This is a genomic window from Agarivorans sp. OAG1, assembly GCF_037076485.1.
In the GTDB taxonomy this organism is placed as follows: Bacteria; Pseudomonadota; Gammaproteobacteria; order Enterobacterales; family Celerinatantimonadaceae; genus Agarivorans; species Agarivorans albus.
Window position 1 is genome coordinate 3,875,830 of record NZ_AP028990.1, and the last position, 25,848, is coordinate 3,901,677.

16 protein-coding genes are annotated in these 25,848 nt (G+C 45.6%); 5 read left to right on the top strand and 11 right to left on the bottom strand.

Annotated features, from left to right (window positions below):
- Positions 1–247: 247 nt before the first annotated feature.
- The 5 genes from OAG1_RS17590 to OAG1_RS17610 are packed head-to-tail and all read left to right on the top strand — an operon-like array spanning position 248 to position 6,013.
- Positions 248–1,300, top strand: a complete 1,053-nt coding sequence (locus tag OAG1_RS17590; RefSeq protein ID WP_338622204.1) for a sugar phosphate isomerase/epimerase — start codon at positions 248–250, stop codon at positions 1,298–1,300.
- 9 nt (positions 1,301–1,309) lie between these two features.
- On the top strand, positions 1,310–2,479 hold the full coding sequence (locus OAG1_RS17595; protein ID WP_338622205.1) for a Gfo/Idh/MocA family oxidoreductase: 1,170 nt from the start codon (positions 1,310–1,312) through the stop codon (positions 2,477–2,479).
- On the top strand, positions 2,466–4,001 hold the full coding sequence (locus OAG1_RS17600; protein WP_338622206.1) for a sugar ABC transporter ATP-binding protein: 1,536 nt from the start codon (positions 2,466–2,468) through the stop codon (positions 3,999–4,001). Before OAG1_RS17595 ends, OAG1_RS17600 begins: the two co-directional genes overlap by 14 nt.
- Positions 3,998–5,002 (top strand): ABC transporter permease, encoded by a 1,005-nt coding sequence (locus OAG1_RS17605; protein ID WP_338622207.1) that lies wholly within the window; start codon positions 3,998–4,000, stop codon positions 5,000–5,002. The genes OAG1_RS17600 and OAG1_RS17605 overlap by 4 nt, the downstream gene beginning before the upstream one ends.
- Positions 5,003–5,038: 36 nt before the next feature.
- Positions 5,039–6,013, top strand: a complete 975-nt coding sequence (locus OAG1_RS17610) for a substrate-binding domain-containing protein (protein ID WP_338622208.1) — start codon at positions 5,039–5,041, stop codon at positions 6,011–6,013.
- A 100-nt stretch (positions 6,014–6,113) separates the two neighbouring features.
- Here OAG1_RS17610 and OAG1_RS17615 read toward each other — a convergent pair whose 3' ends face one another.
- The 11 genes from OAG1_RS17615 to epd form a co-directional block, all read right to left on the bottom strand.
- Entirely contained in the window at positions 6,114–6,803 is a 690-nt protein-coding gene (locus OAG1_RS17615) for an SIMPL domain-containing protein (RefSeq protein ID WP_338622209.1), read from the bottom strand.
- 25 nt (positions 6,804–6,828) lie between these two features.
- Positions 6,829–8,760 (bottom strand): EAL domain-containing protein, encoded by a 1,932-nt coding sequence (locus tag OAG1_RS17620; RefSeq protein WP_338622210.1) that lies wholly within the window; start codon positions 8,758–8,760, stop codon positions 6,829–6,831.
- A gap of 9 nt (positions 8,761–8,769) precedes the next feature.
- Positions 8,770–9,441, bottom strand: coding sequence for a transglutaminase-like cysteine peptidase (locus OAG1_RS17625; protein WP_016403953.1), 672 nt, complete (start codon positions 9,439–9,441; stop codon positions 8,770–8,772).
- Positions 9,442–9,445: 4 nt separating this feature from the next.
- A complete protein-coding gene (locus OAG1_RS17630) occupies positions 9,446–10,051 on the bottom strand; it encodes an OmpA family protein (RefSeq protein WP_338622211.1) in 606 nt (201 codons plus the stop codon).
- Positions 10,051–11,346 (bottom strand): TolC family outer membrane protein, encoded by a 1,296-nt coding sequence (locus OAG1_RS17635; RefSeq protein ID WP_338622212.1) that lies wholly within the window; start codon positions 11,344–11,346, stop codon positions 10,051–10,053. The genes OAG1_RS17630 and OAG1_RS17635 overlap by 1 nt, the downstream gene beginning before the upstream one ends.
- 48 nt (positions 11,347–11,394) lie before the next feature.
- Positions 11,395–12,789, bottom strand: a complete 1,395-nt coding sequence (locus OAG1_RS17640; RefSeq protein ID WP_338622213.1) for an HlyD family type I secretion periplasmic adaptor subunit — start codon at positions 12,787–12,789, stop codon at positions 11,395–11,397.
- Positions 12,782–14,941, bottom strand: coding sequence for a type I secretion system permease/ATPase (locus OAG1_RS17645; protein ID WP_338622214.1), 2,160 nt, complete (start codon positions 14,939–14,941; stop codon positions 12,782–12,784). Before OAG1_RS17645 ends, OAG1_RS17640 begins: the two co-directional genes overlap by 8 nt.
- Positions 14,942–15,023: 82 nt before the next feature.
- Positions 15,024–21,911, bottom strand: coding sequence for a retention module-containing protein (locus OAG1_RS17650; protein WP_338622215.1), 6,888 nt, complete (start codon positions 21,909–21,911; stop codon positions 15,024–15,026).
- Between the two features lie 433 nt (positions 21,912–22,344).
- Entirely contained in the window at positions 22,345–23,421 is a 1,077-nt protein-coding gene (fbaA, locus tag OAG1_RS17655; protein WP_016400870.1) for a class II fructose-bisphosphate aldolase, read from the bottom strand.
- A gap of 98 nt (positions 23,422–23,519) precedes the next feature.
- Positions 23,520–24,683: a phosphoglycerate kinase gene (locus tag OAG1_RS17660; RefSeq protein ID WP_016400869.1), complete on the bottom strand. Its 1,164-nt coding sequence runs from the start codon at positions 24,681–24,683 to the stop codon at positions 23,520–23,522.
- Between the two features lie 55 nt (positions 24,684–24,738).
- A complete protein-coding gene (gene epd, locus OAG1_RS17665; RefSeq protein WP_338622216.1) occupies positions 24,739–25,764 on the bottom strand; it encodes an erythrose-4-phosphate dehydrogenase in 1,026 nt (341 codons plus the stop codon).
- Between the last annotated feature and the right edge of the window lie 84 nt (positions 25,765–25,848).

Here is a 25,848-nt window from a genome sequence, read left to right on the forward strand (position 1 = left end):
AACTCAATCAGCAATTTGTACAAAAAATAAACTTTTAAACTGATCACATTTTCGCAACATACGCTAGATAAACACTATTTTATTGTATAAGTTTTATTCAACTACTAAATAAATGCCATGCAGTGCGGCTTTATACGCCTCCAGCTTTGAACAGCGCATGGTTTTTTTATGAGACCAAATGTAATCGATTACATTTGATCTCAACAAAATACGACATTTGGTTTGAACTTCGATAAAAGGATTGCCGATGAAAACCCTACAAGGACCCGCGCTGTTCCTCGCCCAGTTTGCTAGTGACGAAGCGCCCTTTAACTCACTAAGTTCAATTGCCGCTTGGGCAGCCAGTGTGGGTTACAAAGGAGTGCAAATGCCCAGCTGGGATAAACGTTTGTTTGATTTGGAGCGCGCTGCAGAAGATCTAAGCTATTGCCAAGAGGTATTAAGCCTGCTTGCCGACAATGGCCTCACTCTCACCGAGCTGTCGACGCACCTGCAAGGCCAACTTGTTGCAGTGCACCCAGCCTACGATGAAATGTTTGACGGCTTTGCTCCTGAATCCGTAAGGGCTAACCCAAGCGCCCGTCAAGAATGGGCGGTAAACCAAATGATGTTGGCGGCAAGGGCTTCTAAAAACCTAGGTTTAAGTGCTCATGCTACCTTCTCTGGCGCGCTGCTGTGGCCATATATGTATCCATGGCCACAACGTCCTCAAGGCTTAGTTGAAACTGGCTTTGAGGAATTAGCCAAGCGTTGGTTACCGATCCTAGACGCCTTTGACGCAGCTGGCGTAGATGTATGTTACGAAATTCACCCAGGAGAAGACCTACATGACGGCGTTAGCTTCGAAATGTTCTTGGATGCAGTTAACCAGCATCCGCGTTGCAATATCTTGTATGACCCTAGCCATTTTGTGCTGCAGCAGCTGGATTATTTAGATTTTATCGACCGCTATCACCCTCGCATCAAAATGTTCCATGTAAAAGACGCGGAATTTAACCCCACTGGTCAACAAGGCGTATATGGCGGCTACCAAAGTTGGACTGAACGTGCCGGTCGATTCCGCTCTTTAGGCGACGGCCAAGTAGATTTTGTGGGGATTTTTTCCAAACTCGCCCAATACAACTTTAGTGGCTGGGCGGTGGTTGAGTGGGAATGTTGCCTTAAACACCCTGAAGCTGGCGCGCTGGAAGGCGCCGCCTTTGTAGAGCAACACATCATTGAAGTCACCGACAAAGCCTTTGATGATTTTGCCGACAGCGCCATCGACCAAGCAGCAAATCTGCGAATTCTGGGTTTATAGGAGTAACTCATGGATAAAATTAAACTAGGAATGGTAGGCGGTGGCAGTGGTGCGTTTATTGGTGCCATTCACCGTATTGCTGCGCGCTTAGATAACCAATATGAATTAGTTGCTGGCGCATTAAGTGCCGATCCAGCCAGAGCGCAACAATCAGCCAAGGATTTAGGCATTGCTGCCGACCGTTGCTACCTAAGCTATCAAGATATGGCTGAGGCAGAAGCCGCTCGCCCTGATGGCATTGAAGCGGTAAGTATCGTAACGCCTAATCATTTGCACTTCCCTATAGCTAAAGCATTTTTGGCCGCAGGTATTCATGTGATTTGTGACAAACCCATGACCTGCTCTCTTCACGAAGCAATGGAGCTCAAAGAGCTGGCGAATAATAGCGGCAAGCTGTTTGTGCTCACTCATAACTACAGTGCTTACCCCATGGTGCGCCAAGCCCAACAAATGGTTGGGGAAGGTTTGCTTGGCAAGCTGCGCTTGGTTCAAGTGGAGTATGCGCAAGATTGGCTCACTACCGCAGCGGAAAATACTGGCAATAAACAAGCCGAATGGCGCACCGATCCAAAGCGCTCGGGACCTGCTGGTTGCTTGGGAGATATAGGCACTCATGCCTTTAATCTAGCGGCCTTTATAAGTGGCTTACAGCTAGAACAAGTAAGCGCAGAACTGTCTACTTTTGTAAATGGCCGAGTACTAGACGACAACGTGCATGCCATGCTGCGCTTCGAGCAAGGTGTACGCGGCATGTTATGGAGCTCGCAGGTGGCGCCTGGTAATGAAAATGGTCTGCGGATTAGGGTATATGGCAGTGATGGAGGGCTTGAGTGGTCGCAAGAGCAGCCCAACCAACTACTGTACAGCCCATTCTCCCAGCCTAGCCGAATTATTAGCCGTGCAGGTTATGGATACAACGCCGAGCCTGAACATTTGGTGAGAACCCCAGCTGGCCACCCCGAAGGCTATTTGGAAGGCTTTGCCAATATTTACACCGAAACCGCCAAGGCTATTCGTACAGCACGCAATGGCTCATCGGCCACCGACATTCTGGCTAATAGTTTATTGCCGGGAGTGAAACAAGGTGTAGAAGGCTTACAGTTCATCAATGCCATGATCCATTCCTCGCAAAACAATGGTAAATGGACCGCTTTGGAGAACGTTCATGAGCTTGCCTAAACCTATTCTTAGCTTGGATAAAATCACTAAAAGCTTTTCTGGAGTACAAGTTTTACACGGCATTAGCGTTGAGGTGCAACCAGGCGAAGTAATGGGCATTCTTGGTGAAAATGGCGCGGGTAAATCTACCTTGCTAAAAATTATCTCTGGCATTTATCAGCGCAGTAGCGGCCAAGTGCTAGTTAATGGCAAAGCCGTTGAGATAAAAAGCCCCGCAGACGCCAAGACCTTGGGCATTGCGATGATTCCACAGGAATTTAACTTAATTGCCAGCCTAAGTGTGTTTGAAAATATTTTTTTAGGCCAAGAGTTAAAAGGCAGCTTGTTTCTTAACAAAAAAGCCATGCGCCAACGTACCCTCCAACTATTGAGTTTATTAGAAACAGACTTGTCGCCAGATGCGCTAATTGAAGTACTGAGCGTGGCCGAAAAACAAATGGTGGAGATAGCAAAAGCATTAGTAAATGATGCGCGTATTCTGATTATGGATGAACCCACCACGGTGTTAACCAGCCAAGAAGTTACCGTGCTATTCAAGCTTATCGATAAGCTAAAAGCGCAAGGCGTAACGATTTTGTTTATCTCGCACAAGCTTAAGGAAGTTAAACAGCTATGCGATCGCCTAATTATTTTGCGCGATGGCGCGTTAATTTCGGTTGACCAAGTGAGTGACATTGACGAACAAGACATGGCGAAAAAAATGGTTGGACGTGAGCTTAACCAAGTATTTCCGCCACGCTCTAAAGTACAAAGCAAAGTGGCACTTAAAGTCGATGATTTGAATGTTAAAAACTTACTTAAGCAAATTAGCTTTGAAGTGCGCCAAGGTGAAGTATTGGGGTTTGCCGGCTTAATTGGCAGCGGGCGCACCGAAACAGCAGAAGCGATAATGGGGCTACGCCGTCGCCAAAGCGGCAAGATCTTTATTCATCAACAAGCCGTCACCATTCACAATATTAAAGACGCGGTAAAACATGGCTTGGCCTACTTAAGCGAAGATCGCCAAGGCTGCGGATTAACCATGAGCTTTAATTTACCCGAGAACATTAGCCTTATTTCACTAGGGAATTATTGCAAAGGCTTAATTAACCACGGCAAAGCTCGCCAACAAGCTCAGCAATATGTACGTAAATTCGACATTAAAGCAGCCTCCTTAGATACCGAACTTCTTTACCTCAGTGGGGGCAATCAACAAAAAGTATATTTGTCGAAATGGATGGATACCCAGCCGCAAATACTGATTCTCGACGAACCCACTCGGGGCGTTGATGTAAATACCAAGAAAGAAATCTACCACTTTATCCAAAGCATGACCGAGCAAGGTTTAGCGGTTGTGGTGATCTCATCAGACATGGAAGAACTCATTGGCCTTGCCCACCGAGTTTTGGTGATGCGCGAAGGCCAAATTCAAGGAGAGCTGCGTGAACAAGAAATCAACGAACAACAAATCATGTTTTTGGCCGCAGGTCTGCAAAGCCAGGCAACGCCGGTATCTACGCCGATGCAGGAGAGCCCCCAATGAGTGAGGTTGCTAAAATGAATCAAAAATCTGGGCTAAGCCCTAATACCAGTTGGTTAAATAAGCTGCCTAAATTTACTCTGTCTAACTGGGCTCCTTTAGTCGCATTACTCATTTTGGTGGTGCTGTCGGCCATGGCCAGTGACCACTTCCTTATCCCAAGAAATCTTACCAACGTGCTTAGACAAGTCTCCTATACCGGCATTATTGCCCTAGGAATGACCTTTGTGATTATTGCCGGGGGAATAGATTTATCGGTGGGTTCAATGGTCGCCTTAGTGGGTGTACTGGTGATTATGCTGCTCAACTATTTAGGTGACGGCTGGATGGCAGTGACCGTTTCTATTGCTGCGGCGATGGCCATGGGTGCAGCTTTTGGCGCGGTAAATGGTTTACTCACCACCAAAGGGAAAATTACCGCGTTTGTCGCCACCTTGGCGACCATGTCTATATTCCGCTCCTTAACCCTATACATTAGTGATGCCGGAGAAATGGTCTCGCAAAATAACCACTACCCCGACATTGGTGGCGGCTATTTACTGGGCATTCCCATTCCTGTTTGGCTGTTTATTGGTCTCGCATTTTTAGGCCACCTTATCTTGCGACATACCGCTTTTGGCCGCCATGTATGTGCGGTGGGCTCTAACCCCAAAGTGGCCACCTATTCTGCGATTAATGTACAGCGCGTTTATTTTCTTACTTTTGTGATTGTTGGTTTCACCGTGGGTTTGTCTGCGGTGATGCTGTCATCACGATTAAATTCGGTGAGCCCTGGTGATGCGGGCTTGTTTTACGAACTCGACGCCATTGCAGCGGTTGTAATAGGCGGCACTTCGCTGTCTGGCGGCAAAGGCACCTTATGGGGCACCGTTATCGGCGCCATCATATTAGGCATTATTAACAACATGCTGAATTTAATGGGGGTGTCCCCCTACTTACAAGGAACGGTAAAAGGCTTAGTGATTTTGATTGCAGTGCTCATGCAATTTAAACGCGACCGCTAAACCAACACCGTACATAAATACAAAGGAGAGTAACTCATGCGTTTATTGCAACACATAGGAAAATTACTACTTGCCGCCACTTTTATTGCCTCACTGGGATTAAACGCCGCAGTAGCTAAAACCTTAAAAGTGGGTGTATCCGTTCCCTCAGCAGACCACGGTTGGACCGCAGGCTTGTTGTGGTGGGCTGAAAAGGCCGCCGACGACTTTAAGAAAAGTGAAGACGATATAGAGTTTTACGTAGTGGCTGCCAGCTCTGGTTCAAAGCAAGTTGGCGATGTGGAAGATTTGATGATCAAGGGCATTGATGCCTTGGTTATATTGCCGCATAACCCTGCCACCTTACAAAAGGTGATTGAAGAAGCCTACGGCAGTGGCATCTACACCGTAGTAGTAGACCGCGAATTAGAAACGCCAGCGCAAAATGTATTTATTGCTGGTGATAACGCGGGTTTAGGTAGCGTAAGTGGCGAATGGCTGGCTAAAGAAATGGATGGAAAAGGCAAGGTAGTAGTAATTGAAGGTATGTCTATTCCTATTAACAAACAACGGGTAGACGCGTTTAACGAGGTGATTGCTCAACATAAAGGCATGAGCATTCTCGATAGCCAACCAGCCGATTGGTCTACCCAGAAAGCACTAGCGGTAATGGAAAACTACTTACAAAAACACCCAGAGATTGATGCGGTTTGGTGCCAAGATGATGACATGCTAAAAGGCGTGATGCAGGCAATTAAAGAATCTGGCCGAACCGACATTAAAACCGTATTAGGTGGAGCGGGATCGCAAGACATCATCAAAATGGTGGTAGATGGTAACCCGGTAGTTCGCGCTACCGTCACCTATCCACCTAGTATGGTAGCCTCTGGCATTGCATTAGCGATTACCGGCGCTCGCCATGAAATGCTAGGCAAGATGTACCACAGTGCACCTTCTCGAGTTATCTTAGCGGCAGAGCTTATCGACACCAATAATGCTAGCGAATTTGTGGTGGCCGACGCTGCTTACTAAATGTCACTAAAAAGCAAAAGCCCAAACAAACATTGTTTGGGCTTTTATTTATTCAGCTAACTAACATAGCAATAATAAGCAAATCACTAGTTTGACGCAGCTACTCTTCGGTTAGCAATTCAAAGCTCACATCAACACTATCTCTATAAATAAGTTGAGCAGCCTGATAGGAGCCGGCGTTAGTATCGGTTGCAGCTAGAGTGGCGCGTTCTATCTTCATCACTGGAATAGCAGATTGGTTACGGTAATTAACTTCAACCACCGGTCCTAGCTGGCCTTCATAGCCTTCTGCCAACTGCTTAGCCTTAACATAAGAGTCGTTCACAGCCATAGCGCGCACTTGTTGCTTGTACTTTTCTTCTTGTGAGCTTTTGTATTGTAGCTGACGCACTTCATTCACCCCACTCAACATAGCTGCATCAAGTACTTGAGTTAGGCCTTCTAGGTTGGCCAGCTCAACGATGATACTGCGCTGCGCGCGATAACCCACAAACACCCGTTCTCTGTCTTGGTACTTATATTCTGCCTGAATTTGCAGTTGGCTGGCTTCAAAGCGGTCTGAGTCAGTTAATAAATTGGCAAGGTTTGATTGTGTAACTTTAACTATTTTATCTACCTGCTGTTTTGCATCACTGGCCGTTTTTGCCAGACTAGTAGCATGTAAGTCCACCTGCACTTGGTCGGCAATTACCACTAACTTAGCCTCGCCACTAGTATGCAGCAAAGCGGCAAATGCCGGAGAGATGCTAACACTGCAGGCAACCAAGCCCACTAACAGTAATTTGTTCATTATTTACCTCTGCTCATTAGTGCACTTAATCATTCAACGTAAAACGCTGAGGAGGAGCAACATAACCTTGATAGGCGTCTACTGGCAAGGCCGACAGCAGCTCAACTTGCTGTTGATTTTCGACTCGCTGTGCCACCGTGATAATTTGTAGGTTGCGTGCGGCTCTACATATCGCACTTAAGAAGTGGCTATCGCCATCTTCGGCCAAGGCCTGTGCTGTATAACCATAGTCAATTTTAACGTAATTAGGTTTAACCCGACTTAAGTAGTTTAGGGAGTTTAGATTACGCCCGTATTGATCAATACCAATTTGGAAACCCAACTCTCTTAAACTGTCTAAACTGGCTTCTAACTGGGTATTCTCTTGCAAAAAAGCCGTTTCTGGAATTTCAAAAGCCATTCGCGATGCCACCGTTTGATACTGCTGTGCCAGTTCAACTAACCACGCTAAAAAGCTCGCTTCGCTGATGGCTGATAAAGTTAAGTTAATCGCCAAGCTTAAGTTATTGTCTTGCTGCAAAGCTCGCGCGGCTTGCTCAACCACCATTTGGTCAAACTGAGCGCCCAATCTAAATTGCTCAACCGCCGGCATAAACTGACCAGCAGCGTAATGCTGAGCATCTACTTCAATGGTGGTAAACAACTCGTGGTGCAATACTTTGTCGCTATGAATAAAGTTAACCACCTGCGCCTTGTAAGCCAAGCTTTGGCGACTAATGGTATTTTCGAGTAGCTGCTTCCATTGGCTACGAGGGATATGAGTATGCTCAACATCGGCCAAACTAAAGAAGCCTTCGCGCAACTCACGAGCGTTATGTAACGCGGTATCTGCTGCAGTTAATAGCTCGCCTATGTTTTCATCTTTTTGGCGCAATACTAAGCCCATCACCAATGGTCGAGGCATGTACTGCTTCCACGTAGCTAAACGGGACAATAAATCTTTATTAATTTCTTCTGCAAGATCTAACAATTGTTGCTGGTCGAAACCCTCAGCCAATACTGCAAATTCTAAATTGCTAATGCGGGCAAATACCAATTGCTGCTGTTGCTGGGTATAAGCGGTAAACAGCTCCCCTACAGAATGAATAAACTCATCCCGCGCACTAAAACCATCGCGCACATGAATGGCTTCAATAATATCGAGAGACAATAGCGCAACCCCACCCACTCCAGACTCAGCTAACCAAGATTTGCTTTGATTGATGAAGTAAGCGCGATTACCTAAGCCTGATACCGAGTCTTGAAACGCTTGCTGGCGCAAAGCGCTAGCTTCTTGTACTTGGCTTTCAAACTGCTGGGCAATGTTATCCGACATATGGTTAATTGCACCCACTACACTGCGCAACTCTTGAGTGTGTGGCAACGGAATAGTTTGGCCAAAATTACGCTGTTCAATTAACTTAGCTTGCTGTTGAATTTGCTCCAGCGGTTTTAACAAATAACGCAGCGCCCGCATTAATAGCAACACCGTTGCTAAATACCCCACGACAAATAGCTTTGCTAAATCAACCATGGCGTTCCACAGTTGCAAATAAGCAAAACCAGGGTGGCCAACTACTTTTAGTTCGCCTAGCTGCATCCAACCACTGGTTAATACCTGCTCTTGAGCGCTGGGCTGAAATAGTTCAAGTGAAGTAAACCACTCGGGCACGCCATCAATAGAGCGAGAGTTTTGGCGGTCGATAAGGCTGTCATCGGCAAACAACTTAAGACTAATTTGCTGATAGTAGCCACTGTCGAACATGGCGTTAATTACCGACTCGGCACCTATTACATCTTCATCTTCTAGATAGGGGCTTAGGGATAAACCTAAAGAAGTGCTTGTATTGTTTACATCTGATAGTTGCTGCTCAGACAAGTAACTACGGGTATTGCCAATTTCGATACTAAATACCACAGCCAGCAGGCCGCCGTAGATAAGCAGTACCACAATTAACAACTGGCGATATAAGGTCATAGTGTTCCCCTAAGCATCGAAATTCTTTACTGGTTTTTTGAGTTTATTTAGCCGCCAGCGTTGCTGGAGATCGGTCCAAAGCTTAAGACGACTAGACTTGCCGGCTAACTGACCACGGCCTTTTTCTTTCATCAACCACAAGTGCTGACCATTAAAACTATATATGGGTACTAGATCGCCGCGCTGCGTCGCCGGCAATATATTTGGATTGATGTTATCGAGAATAATCGGTATTGATGAAGGCGTTTCATAGTATGCCACCACCATATGAAATTGGTTGTAAGTAAGCGACTTTACATAAACCAAGCGCATCTTTTCATCACTCACGCCCAGTTCTATTAACGAGAAGTATTTGGCAATGCTAAAGTCGTCACAATCTCCGGCTGCGGCGCCCAAGAATTCGACGGGAGTAGCCCAGTAGTCTTCTTGCCCCCACACATCAATATCATCAACAAATTGCATTTGATTGAAGAAATCATTAATGGAGCGAAGCTGGTCTGCTTCGCTTAAGTCATGACCATCGTTGATGGTTTGGCGCCAAGCTCGAACTCTTAATTCGGCTTTTTCACCATAGAAATTACGAACTGTGCTGGCGAGTTCTTCTAGCTGGTAAGCGGTAGCAAACAACAATATTGGCCAAGCCAATACTGCTATCCACCACCTAGCTAAAAGCCCTCGCATTAGCCTATTGCTGCTTTAAGTGCGGCGTATAAATTGACCAACGAGGAACCGCTTCGCGGTATTGTTCTTGTACAAAAATTCGAGCTCGGCGATTAGCTGCTTCTGCCTGTTCCGAATCACCGGCAGCCAACAACTCCTCTTCCCCAATTGCTTCTAGCTCAATGCGCTCTGCGCTCACAGCGTAGTCGTCAATTAATTGCTGGCGTACACTTGCGGCACGACGTTTAGACAGCTTAAGGTTGTAAGACTTACTGCCACTAGCGCTAGCGTAGCCTTCAACACTGATTTTCACTTCTGGATACTTCTGCATAAAGTCGGCAACTTGTTGAAGCTGCGGAGCATATTCATCGGTTAGATTGCTTGAGTCGTGGCCAAAAAAGACCATCAACTCATAACCATCATCTACGCTTTGAAACTCTGAACAGCCATCGTTATCAACCGCTGCACCCGCTTCGGTATCTGGGCAAAGATCGCGCTCATTGATAACGCCATCACCATCTTGGTCTTGGCGGTCGTAATTAGCAGGCTCAGCCTGGTAAGTATCAGCAGTTTGACTACACGCAGTTAAGGCCAAAACAGCCGCTGCGACAATTAAGCTCTTGTTTTTCATTAAAAAGTCCAGTCCTCTGGTCGATTAACACGTAAGGCCTCAAGCAATAAGCCTGTGGCATTGAGTAAACGGTATTTCGCGCGAAGTTCATCAATGTCGGCACTAATGAATTCATTTTGCGCTTCAAATAGTTCATTTTCGGTATTCAGTACGTCTAACAGGCTACGTTTGCCTAAGTTAAATTGCTTTTTGTAGGCCTCAACGGTTTGAAAGCTCGCCTCAACATGCTGTTGCAGAAAGGATTTTTGACGAACCAATACATCCCAAGCATTCCAAGCTAAACGGGTACCCTCGCTAACTTGGCGATATGCGTCTTCGCCCACGGCTTTTGCACGATTAACATCGTAAGCACTGCGGCGAATTTCCGCTGCATCACTGCCACCGTTAAACAAGTTGTAACGCAGGCGGAGCATAGCGGCTAGCTCATAATCTTTAGTATCATCCAAACCATTTTGGTTGCGATCCCAGTTACCATCTAACTCCAAGGCAATTTCAGGATAGTTATTAGCTTTAGCTACGGTAGTTTGTGCGTTCGCGGCAGCAACGTCGTATTGAGCCGACTTAAGGGTTGGGTGCACATCTAAAGCCGCGGCAAGCGCTGCATCAAGGTCTGCAGGTAGCAAGGCCACATCGGCCCCCGGTTGCACTAAATCTTTGGGTAACTCGTTAACCACTCGCAAAAACTGAGTTTGCGCGTCCATCAAGTTATTTTTTGCCGATAAAGAGTTGGTGGTTGCTCGGGCAACACGGCCATTTACTTGGGTTAAATCAGCACTAGAACCCACGCCCGAATCGGTGCGTTTTTTAATGTCTTTTTGAATGGCCAAGTGAGTTTGCAGATTACTTTCGGCAAGTTCTGATAGCTGTTGCTGCTTTATTACTTCGAGGTAAACATCAACCACTCGCAAGGCGATGTTTTCAGCATCGTTATATAACAGCCATTGATCGGCCAAGGTTTCGTTTTCAGTACGAGTAACCTCTCCTGACGTAGCAAAACCACTAAATAGAAGCTGGCGAATACTCACGCCAATTTCTGTGGGATTAGCACTATTTACGCCCAGAGTTTCAGTTTCCCGTTGGCCCCAACCTGCACCAGCGGTGAGATCTACCGTTGGGTAGTAACCGCCTTTGGCACTTTGGTATTGCTCGCTGCTGGCCTTAAATTGATTAAAAGATGACTGCAGCTGTGGATGCTCGGTAAGCACTTTAGCTACCGCTTGCTCCAATGACTGTGCTGAAGCCAAGTTACAAGACATCAATAGACCAGACGCTAGGGTTAAGGTCAGCTTATTCATTAACACTCCTTGTCGTAGGCTAACCAAAGGGTTAGCAAACAGACTTTCTTATCGTTCGCGTAGCGCTGATTGTTGCGCTTTAATTATTGGTTTTAGCAAATAATCTAAAATACTTTTCTTGCCAGTGATGATATCTACACTAGATAGCATGCCGGGAATAATAGGCAATGGCGCTTCATCATTCCCTAAATAGTTTTTATCGGTTCGAACCCTGACCAAATAATAACTATTCCCTTCTTCATCCAAAATGGTGTCGGCACTAATATGTTCTAGTTGGCCGTCCAATCCACCGTAGATAGAAAAATCGTAAGCACTGAATTTAACAACAGTTTTAAGCCCTGGCCGAAGAAATGCAATATCTTTTGGCTGAATTTTCGCCTCAACCAAAAGGTTATCTTCGATCGGGACAATTTCCATGATGCTCATACCTGGCTGGACGACGCCGCCAACGGTATTAATGTAGATTTTCTTTACCGTGCCTTTTACCGGAGAAACCACCGAGGTTCTATCAACCCTATCACGCAAGCCAACCTGCCCCTCGCTTAAAGGTTGTAGCTCTGCTTCAATTTGGTTGAGCTCACGGCGAGCCTCACTAAGAAAGTTAAGAGCGATATCTCGGCGTTTATAAATGGTTTCGCCGATGGCGCTGTTGATCTTTGGTTCTAGCAACTTACTGCTTTGCAGCTCACCATTTAAATCGTTGGCTTGGCGGCGTAGTTTTAATATCTCAATTTGCGACACAATGCCTTCTTCGGCTAAAGGCTTGGTAATTCGCAATTCTTCTAGGACGAGATTGTAACTAGTATTTACATGGGTAATTTTGGACTTAAGCTCAACTAGCTCTTGCTGCTTTTGCTCTATTTGACCAGCAGTAATGGATAACTGATTTTGTAATGCGCTTAAACGTGCTGACTTTTGCAGCTGCTGGCCGGTGACTTCTGAGGGGTATTGCTGTTTAAATTCATCATCAAAGGCAATGTCGACCTCAACAACTTGCACTTGATCGCGCCACTGCTGCGTTGGTAATTCAGGGTTTAATTGAATACTGGCAATTTCACTTTTAAGACGAGCCACGTCGCCTTCTAGGTTAATCACCCGTTGTTGTTGTTCTCTAAAGTCGGAGCGAAAGCGAGTATCGTCAATTAGTAACAATGGCTGAGCCGGCTCGACTTGCTCTCCTTCTTTAACCAAAATCTGCTTGAGAATACCGCCTTCTAGATTCTGAATGGTTTGAATTTGTTGCGAAGGAATGACCTTACCGCTGCCTACTGTAACTTCATCAACTTTGGCCCAGTGAGCCCAATACAGTGCGCAAGCTAGCAAAACAAAAATAAGCCACAACAAACGCTTAGAACGACGTGGCGTTTTCATCAAAATAGCAGCATTAATATCGTCAACAAACTTTAGCTCAGCTTCCGAGAGGTCTTGCTTGCGCTTACTCATTTGGCGCCCTCACTTTACCACTTCGCAACAACTCTAGTACTTCTGCTTTGCTGCCATCGGCAACCACTTGGCCTCGTTCTAGTACAATAATCCGATCAACCAAATCCAACATCGACATCTTGTGGGTAATCAATACAAAAGTTTTATCTTCAGCTACTTGCTTCAAACGCTTTTTGACGAGATTTTCTGAGTAGGCATCCATGCTGCTGGTTGGTTCATCCAATACCAATACTGGTGGATTAAACAGCAGTGCTCGCGCTAAAGCGACAGCTTGACGCTGCCCACCCGACAGATATTGACCCCGTTCACCAACTTGTCTGTCTAAGCCTTCTGGGTCCACATCGGTAAATTGAGTAACACCAGCCAATTCGGCAGCTCGAAAGATTAACTCATCTTCAATATGCGGCACGCCTAAGGTGATGTTTTCACGAATAGAGCCAAAAAACAGATTGATGTCTTGCGGTAAACAGCCCATTTTTTGTCGAATATCTGCTGGGCTAATTTGGTTGAGATCCACACCATCGAGGCGAATAGCACCATGCTGAGGTGTATAGAACCCCAGCAAGACTTTCTCTAAACTGGTTTTCCCAGCGCCAATTTTGCCAATAATCGCAACTTTTTCTTTGGCTTTTAGAGAGAAGCTTACATTCTTAAGTACTTGCTGATCGCTACCAGGATAGGTAAAGCTCACATCCGTAAAACTGATTGCTCCATCGAAATGAGAACGATGCATATAACGCTCTAAGTTCTCATCTGGCAATTGCATAATATCTTCGAGATTTTCCAATGCAGATTGAGCTTGGTTATAACGTGTTGCGAGTAAAGATACTTGAGAGAATGGCACTAAGGCACGGCCAGTGAGCATAACAGCGGCAACTAACCCGCCCATCGATAACTCACCTTGAGAGATTTGGAATACCCCAACAACCACAATCAATACCGTGGTACTTTGTGAGACAAAGGCGTTAACGTTACCTACCGATGTAGCCAGTTTGCGAATAGCCATGTTCCAAGTGGCAATGTTACCCACTAGCTCTTCCCACTTGTGTTGAAACTGACTCTCGGCCCCAGCTAATTTCAAGGATTCAATGCCATTTAAGCTTTCGATAAGATGGGCATTTTTTTGGCTGGCAAAACGACTACCCAACTCAACTTCTTGATGCATTTTGCGTTTAATGTAAAAAGAGTAAAGTAGCATCAGCAGAGCGGCACCAGCGGGCACCAGAGCTAATGGCCCTGCCACCATGGCGATGACTAATAGGAACAGCAAGGAAAACGGTACATCGACCAGAGCAGCAATAGTTGACGAAGTAACAAACTCCCTAATGGAATCAAATTCTTGTACGTTCTTAGCAAAAGCCCCTACCGAAGGCGGCCGCACTTCTGCTTTGATGTTGAGTAGTTTTTCGAAGATCCGCGCAGAGAGCAAAATATCAGATTTTTTCGCCGCTAAATCTAAGGTGTAAGCGCGCATTTGCTTGAGAGCAAAGTCAAACACCAGCACCAAGGCCATACCTGCAGTAAGTACCCATAAGGTATCTATCGCCGAGTTAGGAACCACCCGATCATAAACATTCATTACAAACAGCGGAGAGGCTATCGCAAACAAATTAAGAAACAAAGAAGCGACCAAGGCATCGCGATAAATCGGCGCTGAGCGACGCAGGGTATTCCAAAACCAATGGCCTTGCTTATTGCTTAATGACTCTGGAGAACGAGCATCAAAGCGATAACGCTTGCGAACATAACAGCAAAAGCCAGTGTAATCTGGTTCAAGCTTATCTAAAGAGATGTGTTCATGACTATCGGGAAGCTCCGGCCAAGCGACTTCTATGCCTTCGTCACTTCGTGAAAGCAGCACACAAGAACGACCATCTTTTAGCAGCAAAATACAAGGTAAGAGCAATTCAGGTATTTTGTTAATTGGCTTTTTAACAATAGAGGCGTCCATACCGGCACGCAAAGCGGCACGAGGCAATAAGGCTGGTGTAAGCAAGCCTTCCTCTAAAGGTAGGCCAGCAGATAAAGCGCGCGCAGAGAAAGGTTTACCGTAATACTTAGATAAAAATACTAAACTACTCAGTAAAGGGTCTGTTCTTTCTGCGGTTAAATCTAAATCGCGATATTGCTGCTGTGGGTTAGCGTCCTGCACCGAGCGTCCTTTCCATAAACAAAAACATCAAGAGTAAGCCTTAGCTTACTCTTGAATCTACAATTTCCCAAACCTTAAGCGGCTAGTTATCTACATTAAGCTGTTGATCTTCAATTAATTGGCTCAAAATTTCACTATCGCTCATGCCTGAGAAGTCGACATCTTTAAGGGTAATAGTTTGATGAACACTTTCACCATTGCTGGCGCCGTCTTTATCGATTGAGATAATCGTCTCAACATTACCGCCATTATTGACGGTTTCAAAAGACAGATACGATTCTAAGTTTGCCTCTGTTTCACCTTGCAGCAAATCACTTAAATCAAGCACATCGGCGTCACCATCAGCTTTTAGGGTAAAATCAGTTACCGTATCGTTAGTGGTAGATTGATCATCACCATCTAACCAAGCAAACATGTCACTGTCATCACCACCAGTTAGAATATCATTACCTTGCCCACCTATCAGCAAGTCTTCTCCAACACCACCATCAAGTTGGTCATCACCCGCATAACCAACTAAGGCGTCATCTCCGGCATCACCATCAATAGCGTTAGACGCCTCATTGCCTACAAGTACTTCATCACCCTCGCCACCATCAATTGAGCTACCTTGAACGCCAATAAGCTCTGCAGTGGTTGTATCTAAGGCACCACCATCACCTATGATGCTATATTCAAATTCTTCTTGGGTATCGGTAAGCGCTGATTTTTGATAAACAGCACTGCTAGCATCAATGGTTAGATGCATCTGATAAAAACCGCTATCGGTATCATCATCGGCTATGATCTGTATGTAATATTCACCTTCTTCGGTTGCAGTAAAGCTACCTCTAGGTCCCTGCCAATCTTCTTGAAATTGCTTTTCCCCATTATCGGTTTCTAGCAAATTTCCTTCGGAGTCATAAATGAAAGCGTCTACTTTGACTCTTTCTTCTCCCGAAATAGTGGCCATATTTGCCCACAGTACTTCACCTTTCGCTAAAGTAACTTTAATCCAATCTTCATCGGCATTAGTTACAGGGTCGTTATCATTTACTAACTCACTTTGGTAGGTGAATGAATAACCACCCGATACGATTTGAGGAATATTTCCATCATTTAGGCTAAATAGAGAACGGTCACTTAAGTCCACGGCATCGTGGCCATTAAAATCAACAAAGCTTACATCTTCAGCAGTTGCGATATTCGATAACTCTTCGGTTTCAAAGTTGCTATCGTGAATACCTAGGCCAACTCCGTCATCTGAATCAAACAAGATTTCATCACTACCACTTACCGAACCACCAACGGCACTGCCTACTCCATCAAAACTGATGTCATCGCCAGTATCGTTCCAGAGTAATGCTAGGCTTGGTACGCTTATGGTGCTACTACCATCTTGATTAGTAATAATCACGTCGCGGTTAGCATCAACCACTGCTTCAAATACAGTGTTAATCTCGATATTAATAGAGCTTGTGTCACCATCAAAATCGGTTACGGTTACCGCAATGTTTTCTTGTTGTCCCCAACCGTCACCACCAACATCAAGCTCATAAGAGTATGCACCGGTTACAAAGTTAAGCAGCAGAACTCCGCCTAAAGCAGTAGTAATACTTACGTTTTTCTCTTGCTCAGGAACTGCACTAGGATCATAGCTATACGTCACATCGTCTACTGTTATGGCACTTACGTAGCCATCATCAGCACCAACCATGAAGCCGTCTGTAGAGGCGGTTTGCAGTAAACCAAGTGAAGCATCAACTTCAGCTTCAAGGTAGCTTTCAACAAGTGTGGAAGATAAGTCTGTTACATCATCAACGATGAAGGCAAATTCATCTGTCGCGGATTCTGAAGCCACATCCTTCAATACATCTAAATCTGCCTGACCAATACCAATGCCGTAGCTTGTATCAATATTGTCTTGAACAAACTCATCCCATGCTGCAAGGCCATTGGAGCCGTTATACTCAACAGTATCATCAATACCGTAACCAAAGTTTGGCTCACCATCAGAGATAAAATACAGCAAGGTATTATCAGCATCTGGCTGCTGAGCACTGGTACTGCTTGAAATCACCTCATTAAGCGCAATATCGTAGTGAGTACCACCACCTGAGCTTAAATCCTGTAGATAGCTTAAAGCGTCTTCAACGTTGTCGCTGATCCAGCCGCTGCTTATTACTGAATCAGAGAAGCCAACAATTTGCACATTAACGTTACCTGCAGCATCAGCTTGCTCTATTAAATTAGACAAAGCTTTAACGGCGATTTCTAGGTAGTTTAAGCCATCACCGTGTTCACCATTAGTCATACTGGCAGAAGTATCTAAAACCAGAACAAGGTTGGTTGTTACCAATAAGGGGCTTGATTCTAAGCTATGAGAAAGGTCGTGGCCAATTGGAGCATCGTCTTCAATACTTATTTCTAAGCTTGCTTGAGTAACAAAGCCCGAAGTTGGATTAGCCACCAAATAGTTGAAGCTTTCGCTTACTCCATCACCATCTAAACTTGAGCTCTCTAGCTGATACTCGTAATCACCCTTGCTAAAACCATTATAGTCTTGGGTATAAACGCTTAACTGCCCTTGAGCAGTATCAATCGTAATTACGCCATTCGCGTCAGCAGTATGCGGAATACCCTGATATATCACACTGCTTAACTCTAAACCGTCAACTAAGCCATCATCATTTGCTAATAAATTACCTGTGGCTGAGCTAGTTTCAGCACTAGGTGCAGAACCACTAGCTAAACCTGACTCATATACTTGAGCGCTGTCATTGGACAAGTTAACGACATTGCCACTTACATCAGCGCTGCTTTCCGCGCCATGTTCATCTTGTAAAACGTATGAAAACTCGACTAAGCCACTACCATTTGCACTGGCTGTATAACTGATAACTCCAGCAGCAGTTACATTCACCACTCCATTTGGTACAGAGATACTTTGAGCGACACCAGGAGTTAGATCTGTACCGTGAATTGATTTAACGCTGATTGCATCGCCTTCCAAGTCGCTATCGTTAGCAACAAGGTCAAGCAAAACTGTCTCTGATGATGCGATGTTGGCAAAGCTATCATCTTGTGCGTCTGGCGCATCATTAACTGGGGTAATGTCTAAATCGGCAGTACCTGTGCTGATGGTGGCGTCACCATCGCTAATGTCGTAGCTAAAGCTCACGCTGCCATCATCGTCTTTAGCAGGCGTATAGGTCCAAGTGCCGTCGTTATTGTTGGTGAGCGTGCCGTTACCATTAAGGCTTAGGTTGCTCACCGATAAATCTGCTAGGTCATTATCAATATCACCGGCATTAGCTAGGAGCTCAGCTTCGGTGATCACTCGCCCACCCACGGTATCTTCCGCCACTGGGTCGAGAACCACATTACTGGTGGTAGGTGCATCGTTCACAGGCGTAATGTCTAGGTCGGCAGTCCCCGTGCTGATGGTCGCTTCACCATCGCTAATGTCGTAGCTAAAGCTCACGCTACCGTCATCGTCTTTAGCAGGCGTGTAGGTCCAGGTGCCATCGTTATTGTTGGTGAGCGTGCCGTTACCATTAAGGCTTAGGTTGCTCACCGATAAATCCGCTAGGTCATTATCGATATCACCGGCATTGGCCAAGAGCTCGGCTTCGGTGATCACTCGACCACCCACTGCATCTTCAGCCACTGGGTCTAACACTACGTTACTGGTGGTAGGTGCATCGTTCACAGGCGTAATGTCTAAGTCGGCAGTACCTGTGCTGATGGTGGCTTCACCATCGCTAATGTCGTAGCTAAAGCTCACGCTGCCGTCATCGTTCTCAGCTGGCGTATACGTCCAAGTGCCATCGTTATTGTTGGTGAGCGTGCCGTTACCAATTAGGCTTAGGTTGCTCACCGATAAATCCGCTAGGTCATTATCAATATCACCGGCATTGGCCAAGAGCTCGGCTTCGGTGATCACTCGGCCACCCACTGCATCTTCCGCCACTGGGTCTAATACCACATTACTGGTGGTAGGTGCGTCGTTCACAGGCGTAATGTCTAGGTCGGCAGTACCTGTGCTAATGGTCGCTTCACCATCGCTAATGTCGTAGCTAAAGCTCACACTGCCATCATCGTTTTCAGCTGGCGTATACGTCCAAGTGCCGTCGTTGTTATTAACCAGACTACCGTTACCAATTAGGCTTAGGTTGCTCACCGATAAATCCGCTAGGTCATTATCGATATCACCGGCATTAGCTAAGAGCTCGGCTTCGGTGATCACTCGACCATCCACTGCATCTTCCACCACTGGGTCTAACACCACATTACTGGTGGTAGGTGCATCGTTCACAGGCGTAATGTCTAGGTCGGCAGTCCCGGTGCTGATGGTGGCGTCACCATCGCTAATGTCGTAGCTAAAGCTCACACTGCCGTCATCGTTCTCAGCTGGCGTATACGTCCAAGTGCCATCGTTGTTGTTGATGAGCGTGCCGTTACCATTAAGGCTAAGGTTGCTCACCGATAAATCCGCTAGGTCATTATCAATATCACCGGCATTAACCAAAAGCTCGGCTTCGGTGATCACTCGACCACCCACTGCATCTTCTGCCACTGGGTCTAACACCACATTACTGGTGGTAGGTGCATCGTTCACTGGGGTAATGTCTAGGTCGGCAGTACCTGTGCTGATGTTCGCTTCACCATCGCTAATGTCGTAGCTAAAGCTCACGCTGCCATCATCGTTTTCAGCTGGCGTATACGTCCAAGTGCCGTCGTTGTTATTAACCAGACTACCGTTACCAATTAGGCTTAGGTTGCTCACCGATAAATCCGCTAGGTCATTATCAATATCACCGGCATTAGCCAAAAGCTCGGCTTCGGTGATCACTCGACCACCCACTGCATCTTCCGCCACTGGGTCGAGAACCACATTACTGGTGGTAGGTGCATCGTTCACCCGAATAACATCTGCCGTATCGCTGGCAGAAGCAGTCTTGCCATTGGCAGTAACTTCTACACTAACGTTAAGCTCTGATAAATTCAGCTGGTCATTGTTAACCGCGGCCACACCGGCATCGGTGAGTTTTACTTGGTTGCCATCAAGCACCAAGTAGCCATCACCATTGTTGAGCAAGGCGTAGGTCTGCGCATCACCTTCCGGATCGCTAGACGTAAAATTAGCTACTACTGTATCAGTAGAAACGGATTCTTCAGTGAGTGTTTCAGCGATCACGCTAATGCTTGGACCTTCATCCACACGAGTAATGGCAGCTGTATCGCTATCGCTGGCAGTTTGACCATTGGCGGTCACTTCTATACTAACGTTCAGCTCTGATAAATTCAGCTGGTCATTGTTAACCGCGGCCACACCGGCATCGGTGAGTTTGATTTGATTGCCATCAAGCACCAAGTAGCCATCGCCATTGTTGAGCAAGGCGTAGGTCTGGGCGTCACCTTCTGGGTCGCTGGACATAAAATTAGCAACCACGGTGTCTGTAGACACAGATTCCTCGGTCACTGCTTCAGCGGTCACGCTAATGCTTGGACCTTCATCCACACGAGTAATGGCAGATGTATCACTGTCGCTGGCCGTCTTTCCATTGGCAGTAACTTCTACACTAACGTTCAGCTCTGATAAATTCAGCTGGTCATTGTTAACCGCGGCTACACCGGCATCGGTCAGTTTGACTTGGTTGCCATCAAGCACCAAGTAGCCATCGCCATTGTTGAGCAAGGCGTAGGTCTGGGCGTCACCTTCTGGGTCGCTAGACGTAAAGTTAGCAACCACTGTGTCAGTAGAAACGGATTCTTCAGTGAGCGTTTCTGCAGTAACACTAATGCTTGGACCTTCATCCACACGAGTAATGGCAGCTGTATCGCTATCGCTGGCAGTTTGACCATTGGCGGTCACTTCTACACTAATGTTAAGTTCGGAAAGATTGAGAGTATCGTTGTTGACCGCGGTCACACCGGCATCGGTCAGTTTGACTTGGTTGCCATCAAGCACCAAGTAGCCATCGTCATTATTGAGCAAGGCGTAGGTCTGGGCGTCACCTTCTGGGTCGCTAGACGTAAAGTTAGCAACCACTGTGTCGGTCGATACCGACTCTTCAGTTACAGCTTCCGCGGTCACGCTAATGCTTGGACCTTGGTCAACCGGAGGTGTGACTCCATCGTCAGTGCGAGCGATGCTTACGTCAGCACTGTCACTTGCAGTCAATCCATTTGCTTCAGCTTGTATTGTAATGTTTAGAGACGTCAGGTTTAGCTGATCATCATTTACTGCTGCCACTCCCGCTTCAGTTAGCTTTATCTCATTGCCATCGATGACAAAAAAGCCTTGAGTATCATTAACTAGGCTATGAGTGATCTCATCACCATCGGGATCGCTAGAGCTAAATGTAGCCACAACAGTATCTGTATCAACGCTCCCTTCGGTAATAGCTTGTACGCTTAAGCTAATAGTTGGCGCTTGATCAGGGCTTGGTGCTGGAGGGGTTGGCTCATTGGATGAGTTATTTATTGCTAAGGGCTCTGTAGCTTCGTTGTCTGTGTCTGCGAGCTCAGAACTGGTAGCAGGAGGTTGCGTATCAAAACCAGCTTGAGCGATGGTCTCAACGCCAATTCTTTCAATAGTTACAAATCCACCATTACCGGCCGAGGAGCCATCTCCTGCGGGGGCACCACCTGCAGCAGTAGCTTCAAATAGTTCAGTCGGGTCAGCCCCTTCCAAAATGGCTTGTTGTAGCGCTTCTACATCAAGGTCATTAGCTGCATTTAACTGCGAAAGTGTTTGGCTTGGATCAAATTCTGGTAATTGAGTAGCACTATTATCACCCAGCACATATTGGTCATCACCATAATAAAAACCAAGTTGCGCGCCTTGAGAAGTTATAATCAATTCGCCAGGCGCAATAGTATCTCCCGCTTGGAGGGGTCTAATGTTGCCTTGGGCATCTACGGCAAACGCTTGGCCCTGAATAGATACAATCGTTGCACTTGAAGTTGCAATGCTCTGTTCCATTTGATTATTCCTTTCAATCTTTTTCGATACGCTTGCTGTCCGCAGCCCGCGACTCACGCCAATTCATTGGACTTAGAGTATAAATTTTAGCCAACACTGCTCGTTTTAACGAATGAATTTTTCTAATCTTGCTCTAACAAGCACCATAAATGCTTGAATCACATAGTTATTTTTTACATCGAACAAAAATAAATAGAGTTAATTCATTATCTTATGAAGCTAAAGTAAAACAATCATGAACTAAAAGCGAGAAAAATGAAATGCTTGGAATTGTTTAGAAATGGAGAATAGAGAACCAGAAAAACTGTATAAAAAAGTTTACAAAAAAGAAAGGCGTTAGATTATTAATTAGTTTAAAAGTATTTACTAGGCGGCTAAAAACAATTAAGGCCCACCGAAGTGAGCCTTAACTGATAAAGTCTTGATGACTAAATTACAGTACGTCTACTGCATTTAGGTCAGCAAAAGCTTTTTCTAGGCGAGTAACCATGCCTGATTGACCAGCGCGTAACCAAACACGTGGGTCGTAGAACTTCTTGTTAGGTTGGTCAGCACCTTTAGGGTTACCGATTTGACCTTGCAAGTATTCACGGTTAGCCGCTTCATATTCACGGATACCATTCCAAGTTGCCCACTGAGTATCAGTATCGATGTTCATTTTGATAACACCGTAACCAATTGACTCTTGGATTTCAGCTTCTGAAGAACCTGAACCACCGTGGAAAACAAAGTTAAGTGCATTTGGTGCAATACCAAATTTCTCTGCACAGTAAGCTTGAGAATCACGAAGAATAGTAGGAGTAAGTACAACGTTACCCGCTTGGTAAACACCGTGTACGTTACCGAAAGAAGCCGCAATAGTGAAACGAGGGCTAATTGGGTTAAGTTTTTCGTAAGCGTAAGCTACGTCTTCTGGAGAAGTGTAAAGCTCAGACGCGTCCATATCAGAGTTGTCTACGCCGTCTTCTTCACCACCAGTACAACCTAGTTCAATTTCTAGCGTCATGTCCATTTTAGCCATGCGCTCTAGGTACTTACCACAGATCTCAATGTTCTCTTCTAGAGACTCTTCACTTAAGTCAATCATGTGAGAAGAGAATAATGGCTTGCCAGTTTGTGCGAAGAACTCTTCACCAGCGTCTAGTAGGCCGTCAATCCAAGGTAGCAATTTCTTAGCAGCGTGGTCAGTGTGAAGAATCACAGGAACGCCGTAAGATTCAGCAATTGCGTGAACGTATTTAGCACCAGCTACAGCACCTTTGATTTGTACTTCTTGTCCTTCAAGTTTCAGACCTTTACCAGCGAAGAAACCTGCACCGCCGTTAGAGAACTGAACTACAACTGGAGCTTTAACTTTAGCAGCAGCTTCTAGAACACCGTTGATTGAGTCAGTGTTAACTACGTTAACTGCTGGCAAAGCGAATTTGTTTTCTTTAGCAATTTCGAAAACTTTCTGTACGTCATCACCAGAGATTACACCTGGCTTAACTGCGTCAAAGATCTTAGACATAGCAATGGTTCCATTTAGTCTTATTGATTAAAAATTATTCATTTCTGCATAGAACATTCTAATACAGAAAACGGGAGCCGAAGCTCCCGATCAAGTAATTAGCCTTTTGCACGCTCTTCAAGCATGGCTACAGCTGGTAATACTTTGCCTTCTACAAACTCTAGGAAAGCGCCGCCGCCAGTAGAGATGTAAGAAACATCGGCTTTAATACCAAACTTGTCGATGGCCGCTAGTGTATCACCGCCGCCCGCTACAGAGAAGCCCGCAGATTCTGCGATGGCTTTAGAAATACCCGCAGTACCGGCTTCGAAGTTTTTGAATTCGAATACGCCAACTGGGCCATTCCAAAGGATTGTTTTAGCATTGCCAATAATTTCAGCTAGTGCTGCTGTAGAATCTGGACCTAAGTCGAAGATCATGTCGTCGTCTTGTACTTCAGATACTGGCTTAATTTCTGCTTCTGCGTTTTCGTCAAATGCTTTAGCACATGCAACATCTGTAGCTACTGGAATCGCACACTCTTTCATTAGCTTTTTAGCAGTATCTACTAGGTCAGCTTCGTATAAAGACTTACCTACGTTGTGGCCGTCAGCAGCGATAAAGGTGTTAGCAATACCACCACCTACTACTAGTTGGTCAGCAATTTTAGATAAAGACTCAAGTACGGTTAGTTTAGTAGAAACTTTTGAACCACCAACAATTGCTACTAATGGACGCTCTGGGTTGTCCATCGCTTTACCTAATGCTTCTAGCTCAGCAGCTAAAAGAGGACCAGCACATGCTACAGGAGCGTGAGTACCTACACCGTGAGTTGAAGCTTGGGCGCGGTGTGCAGTACCAAATGCGTCCATAACGAAGATGTCACACAATGCAGCATACTTCTTAGATAGCTCTTCTTCGTTTTTCTTTTCGCCTTTGTTGAAGCGAACGTTCTCAAGAACAACCAATTCACCAGTGTTTAGCTCTAGGCCATTTAGGTAATCTTTAGCTAATTTAACGTCACAGTCTAATGCGTCGTTTAAGTAGTTAACTACAGGAGCTAGAGAGAACTCTTCTGCGTATTCGCCTTCAGTTGGACGACCTAGGTGAGAAGTAACCATTACTTTAGCGCCAGCTTCTAGACAACGCTTGATGGTAGGAAGTGATGCAAGAATACGCGCATCAGAAGTTACTTTTCCGTCTTTTACTGGAACGTTTAGATCAGCACGGATAAATACGCGTTTGCCTGCAAGATCTAAGTCGGTCATTTTGATAATTGACATTATCTGTCCTCTATAGTTTCAATTTAAACTTACAGTTTAGCCAGCATGGCTAAACCTACAATTCCGTGTTACTCATTAACTCTGCGGTGTCTAACATACGGTTGGCAAAGCCCCACTCGTTGTCACACCAGGCCAACACTTTTACTAAATGTTCGCCGCTTACCCGGGTTTGTGAACCGTCTATAATGCTTGAATGACTATCGTGATTAAAATCGATAGACACCAATGGTTCTTCGGTATAACTCAAGATGCCGCTTAATTTACCGCAAGTTGCCGCTTGGATGGCTTGATTTATATCAGAAACTGTAACTTTTTTACACAATGTTACACTTAAGTCCATCGCCGTAACGTTCTGCGTTGGCACCCTTACCGCAATTGCTTCAAATTTACCTGCAAATTTAGGCAAGATCCGCTCTACACCTTTGGCCAGCTTAGTATCAACCGGGATAATTGACTGCCCTGCTGCACGGGTTCTACGTAAGTCTGTATGGTAGGCGTCAATCACTTGTTGGTCGTTCATTGCCGAGTGAATTGTAGTAATAGTACCACATTCAACCCCAAAGGCTTCATCTAAGACCTGTATCACCGGCACAATGCAATTGGTGGTACAAGAGCCATTTGACACCACTTTATCGGCTGCACTTAATAGCTGGTCATTTACACCATAGACTACTGTTTGGTCTACGCAAGGATCGGCAGGATGAGAAAACAAAACTTTCTTAGCACCCGCGTCAATATGCATTTGCGCATCGGCTACCGAGCTAAAACGGCCAGTACACTCCATCACAATGTCTACTTCCAGATCTTGCCAAGGTAGCGTGCTGGGATCGCTTTGATGTAGCAGCTGTATAACTTGCCCTTCCACCAGCAATGTTTCGCCTTGAAGTAGTACATCTTCGGCGAAAGTACCGTGAGTAGAATCGTACTTAAGCAGATGAGCCATAGCTTCTGGGCTTGCCAGTTCGTTAATCGCGACAATTTTAATTTGATGCTGACGATGAGATTCAAAAAGAGCGCGAACCACACTACGGCCTATTCGACCAAATCCGTTGATGGCTACTCTAATAGCTTGCTTAGGCATACATATCGCCTTTTGATAACGCTGAAACAAAGAACCCTCTTAGCAGAGGGTTCTATTTTTTACTGAACTTACACCAAGCTAGCG

Excerpts from the sequence above, each read along its gene's own strand:
- OAG1_RS17590 (WP_338622204.1), top strand. The coding sequence starts at position 248 with ATGAAAACCCTACAAGGACCCGCGCTGTTCCTCGCCCAGTTTGCTAGT.
- OAG1_RS17595 (WP_338622205.1), top strand. The coding sequence starts at position 1,310 with ATGGATAAAATTAAACTAGGAATGGTAGGCGGTGGCAGTGGTGCGTTT.
- OAG1_RS17600 (WP_338622206.1), top strand. The coding sequence starts at position 2,466 with ATGAGCTTGCCTAAACCTATTCTTAGCTTGGATAAAATCACTAAAAGC.
- OAG1_RS17605 (WP_338622207.1), top strand. The coding sequence starts at position 3,998 with ATGAGTGAGGTTGCTAAAATGAATCAAAAATCTGGGCTAAGCCCTAAT.
- OAG1_RS17610 (WP_338622208.1), top strand. The coding sequence starts at position 5,039 with ATGCGTTTATTGCAACACATAGGAAAATTACTACTTGCCGCCACTTTT.
- OAG1_RS17615 (WP_338622209.1), bottom strand. The coding sequence starts at position 6,803 with ATGAACAAATTACTGTTAGTGGGCTTGGTTGCCTGCAGTGTTAGCATC.
- OAG1_RS17620 (WP_338622210.1), bottom strand. The coding sequence starts at position 8,760 with ATGACCTTATATCGCCAGTTGTTAATTGTGGTACTGCTTATCTACGGC.
- OAG1_RS17625 (WP_016403953.1), bottom strand. The coding sequence starts at position 9,441 with ATGCGAGGGCTTTTAGCTAGGTGGTGGATAGCAGTATTGGCTTGGCCA.
- OAG1_RS17630 (WP_338622211.1), bottom strand. The coding sequence starts at position 10,051 with ATGAAAAACAAGAGCTTAATTGTCGCAGCGGCTGTTTTGGCCTTAACT.
- OAG1_RS17635 (WP_338622212.1), bottom strand. The coding sequence starts at position 11,346 with ATGAATAAGCTGACCTTAACCCTAGCGTCTGGTCTATTGATGTCTTGT.
- OAG1_RS17640 (WP_338622213.1), bottom strand. The coding sequence starts at position 12,789 with ATGAGTAAGCGCAAGCAAGACCTCTCGGAAGCTGAGCTAAAGTTTGTT.
- OAG1_RS17650 (WP_338622215.1), bottom strand. The coding sequence starts at position 21,911 with ATGGAACAGAGCATTGCAACTTCAAGTGCAACGATTGTATCTATTCAG.
- fbaA (WP_016400870.1), bottom strand. The coding sequence starts at position 23,421 with ATGTCTAAGATCTTTGACGCAGTTAAGCCAGGTGTAATCTCTGGTGAT.
- OAG1_RS17660 (WP_016400869.1), bottom strand. The coding sequence starts at position 24,683 with ATGTCAATTATCAAAATGACCGACTTAGATCTTGCAGGCAAACGCGTA.
- epd (WP_338622216.1), bottom strand. The coding sequence starts at position 25,764 with ATGCCTAAGCAAGCTATTAGAGTAGCCATCAACGGATTTGGTCGAATA.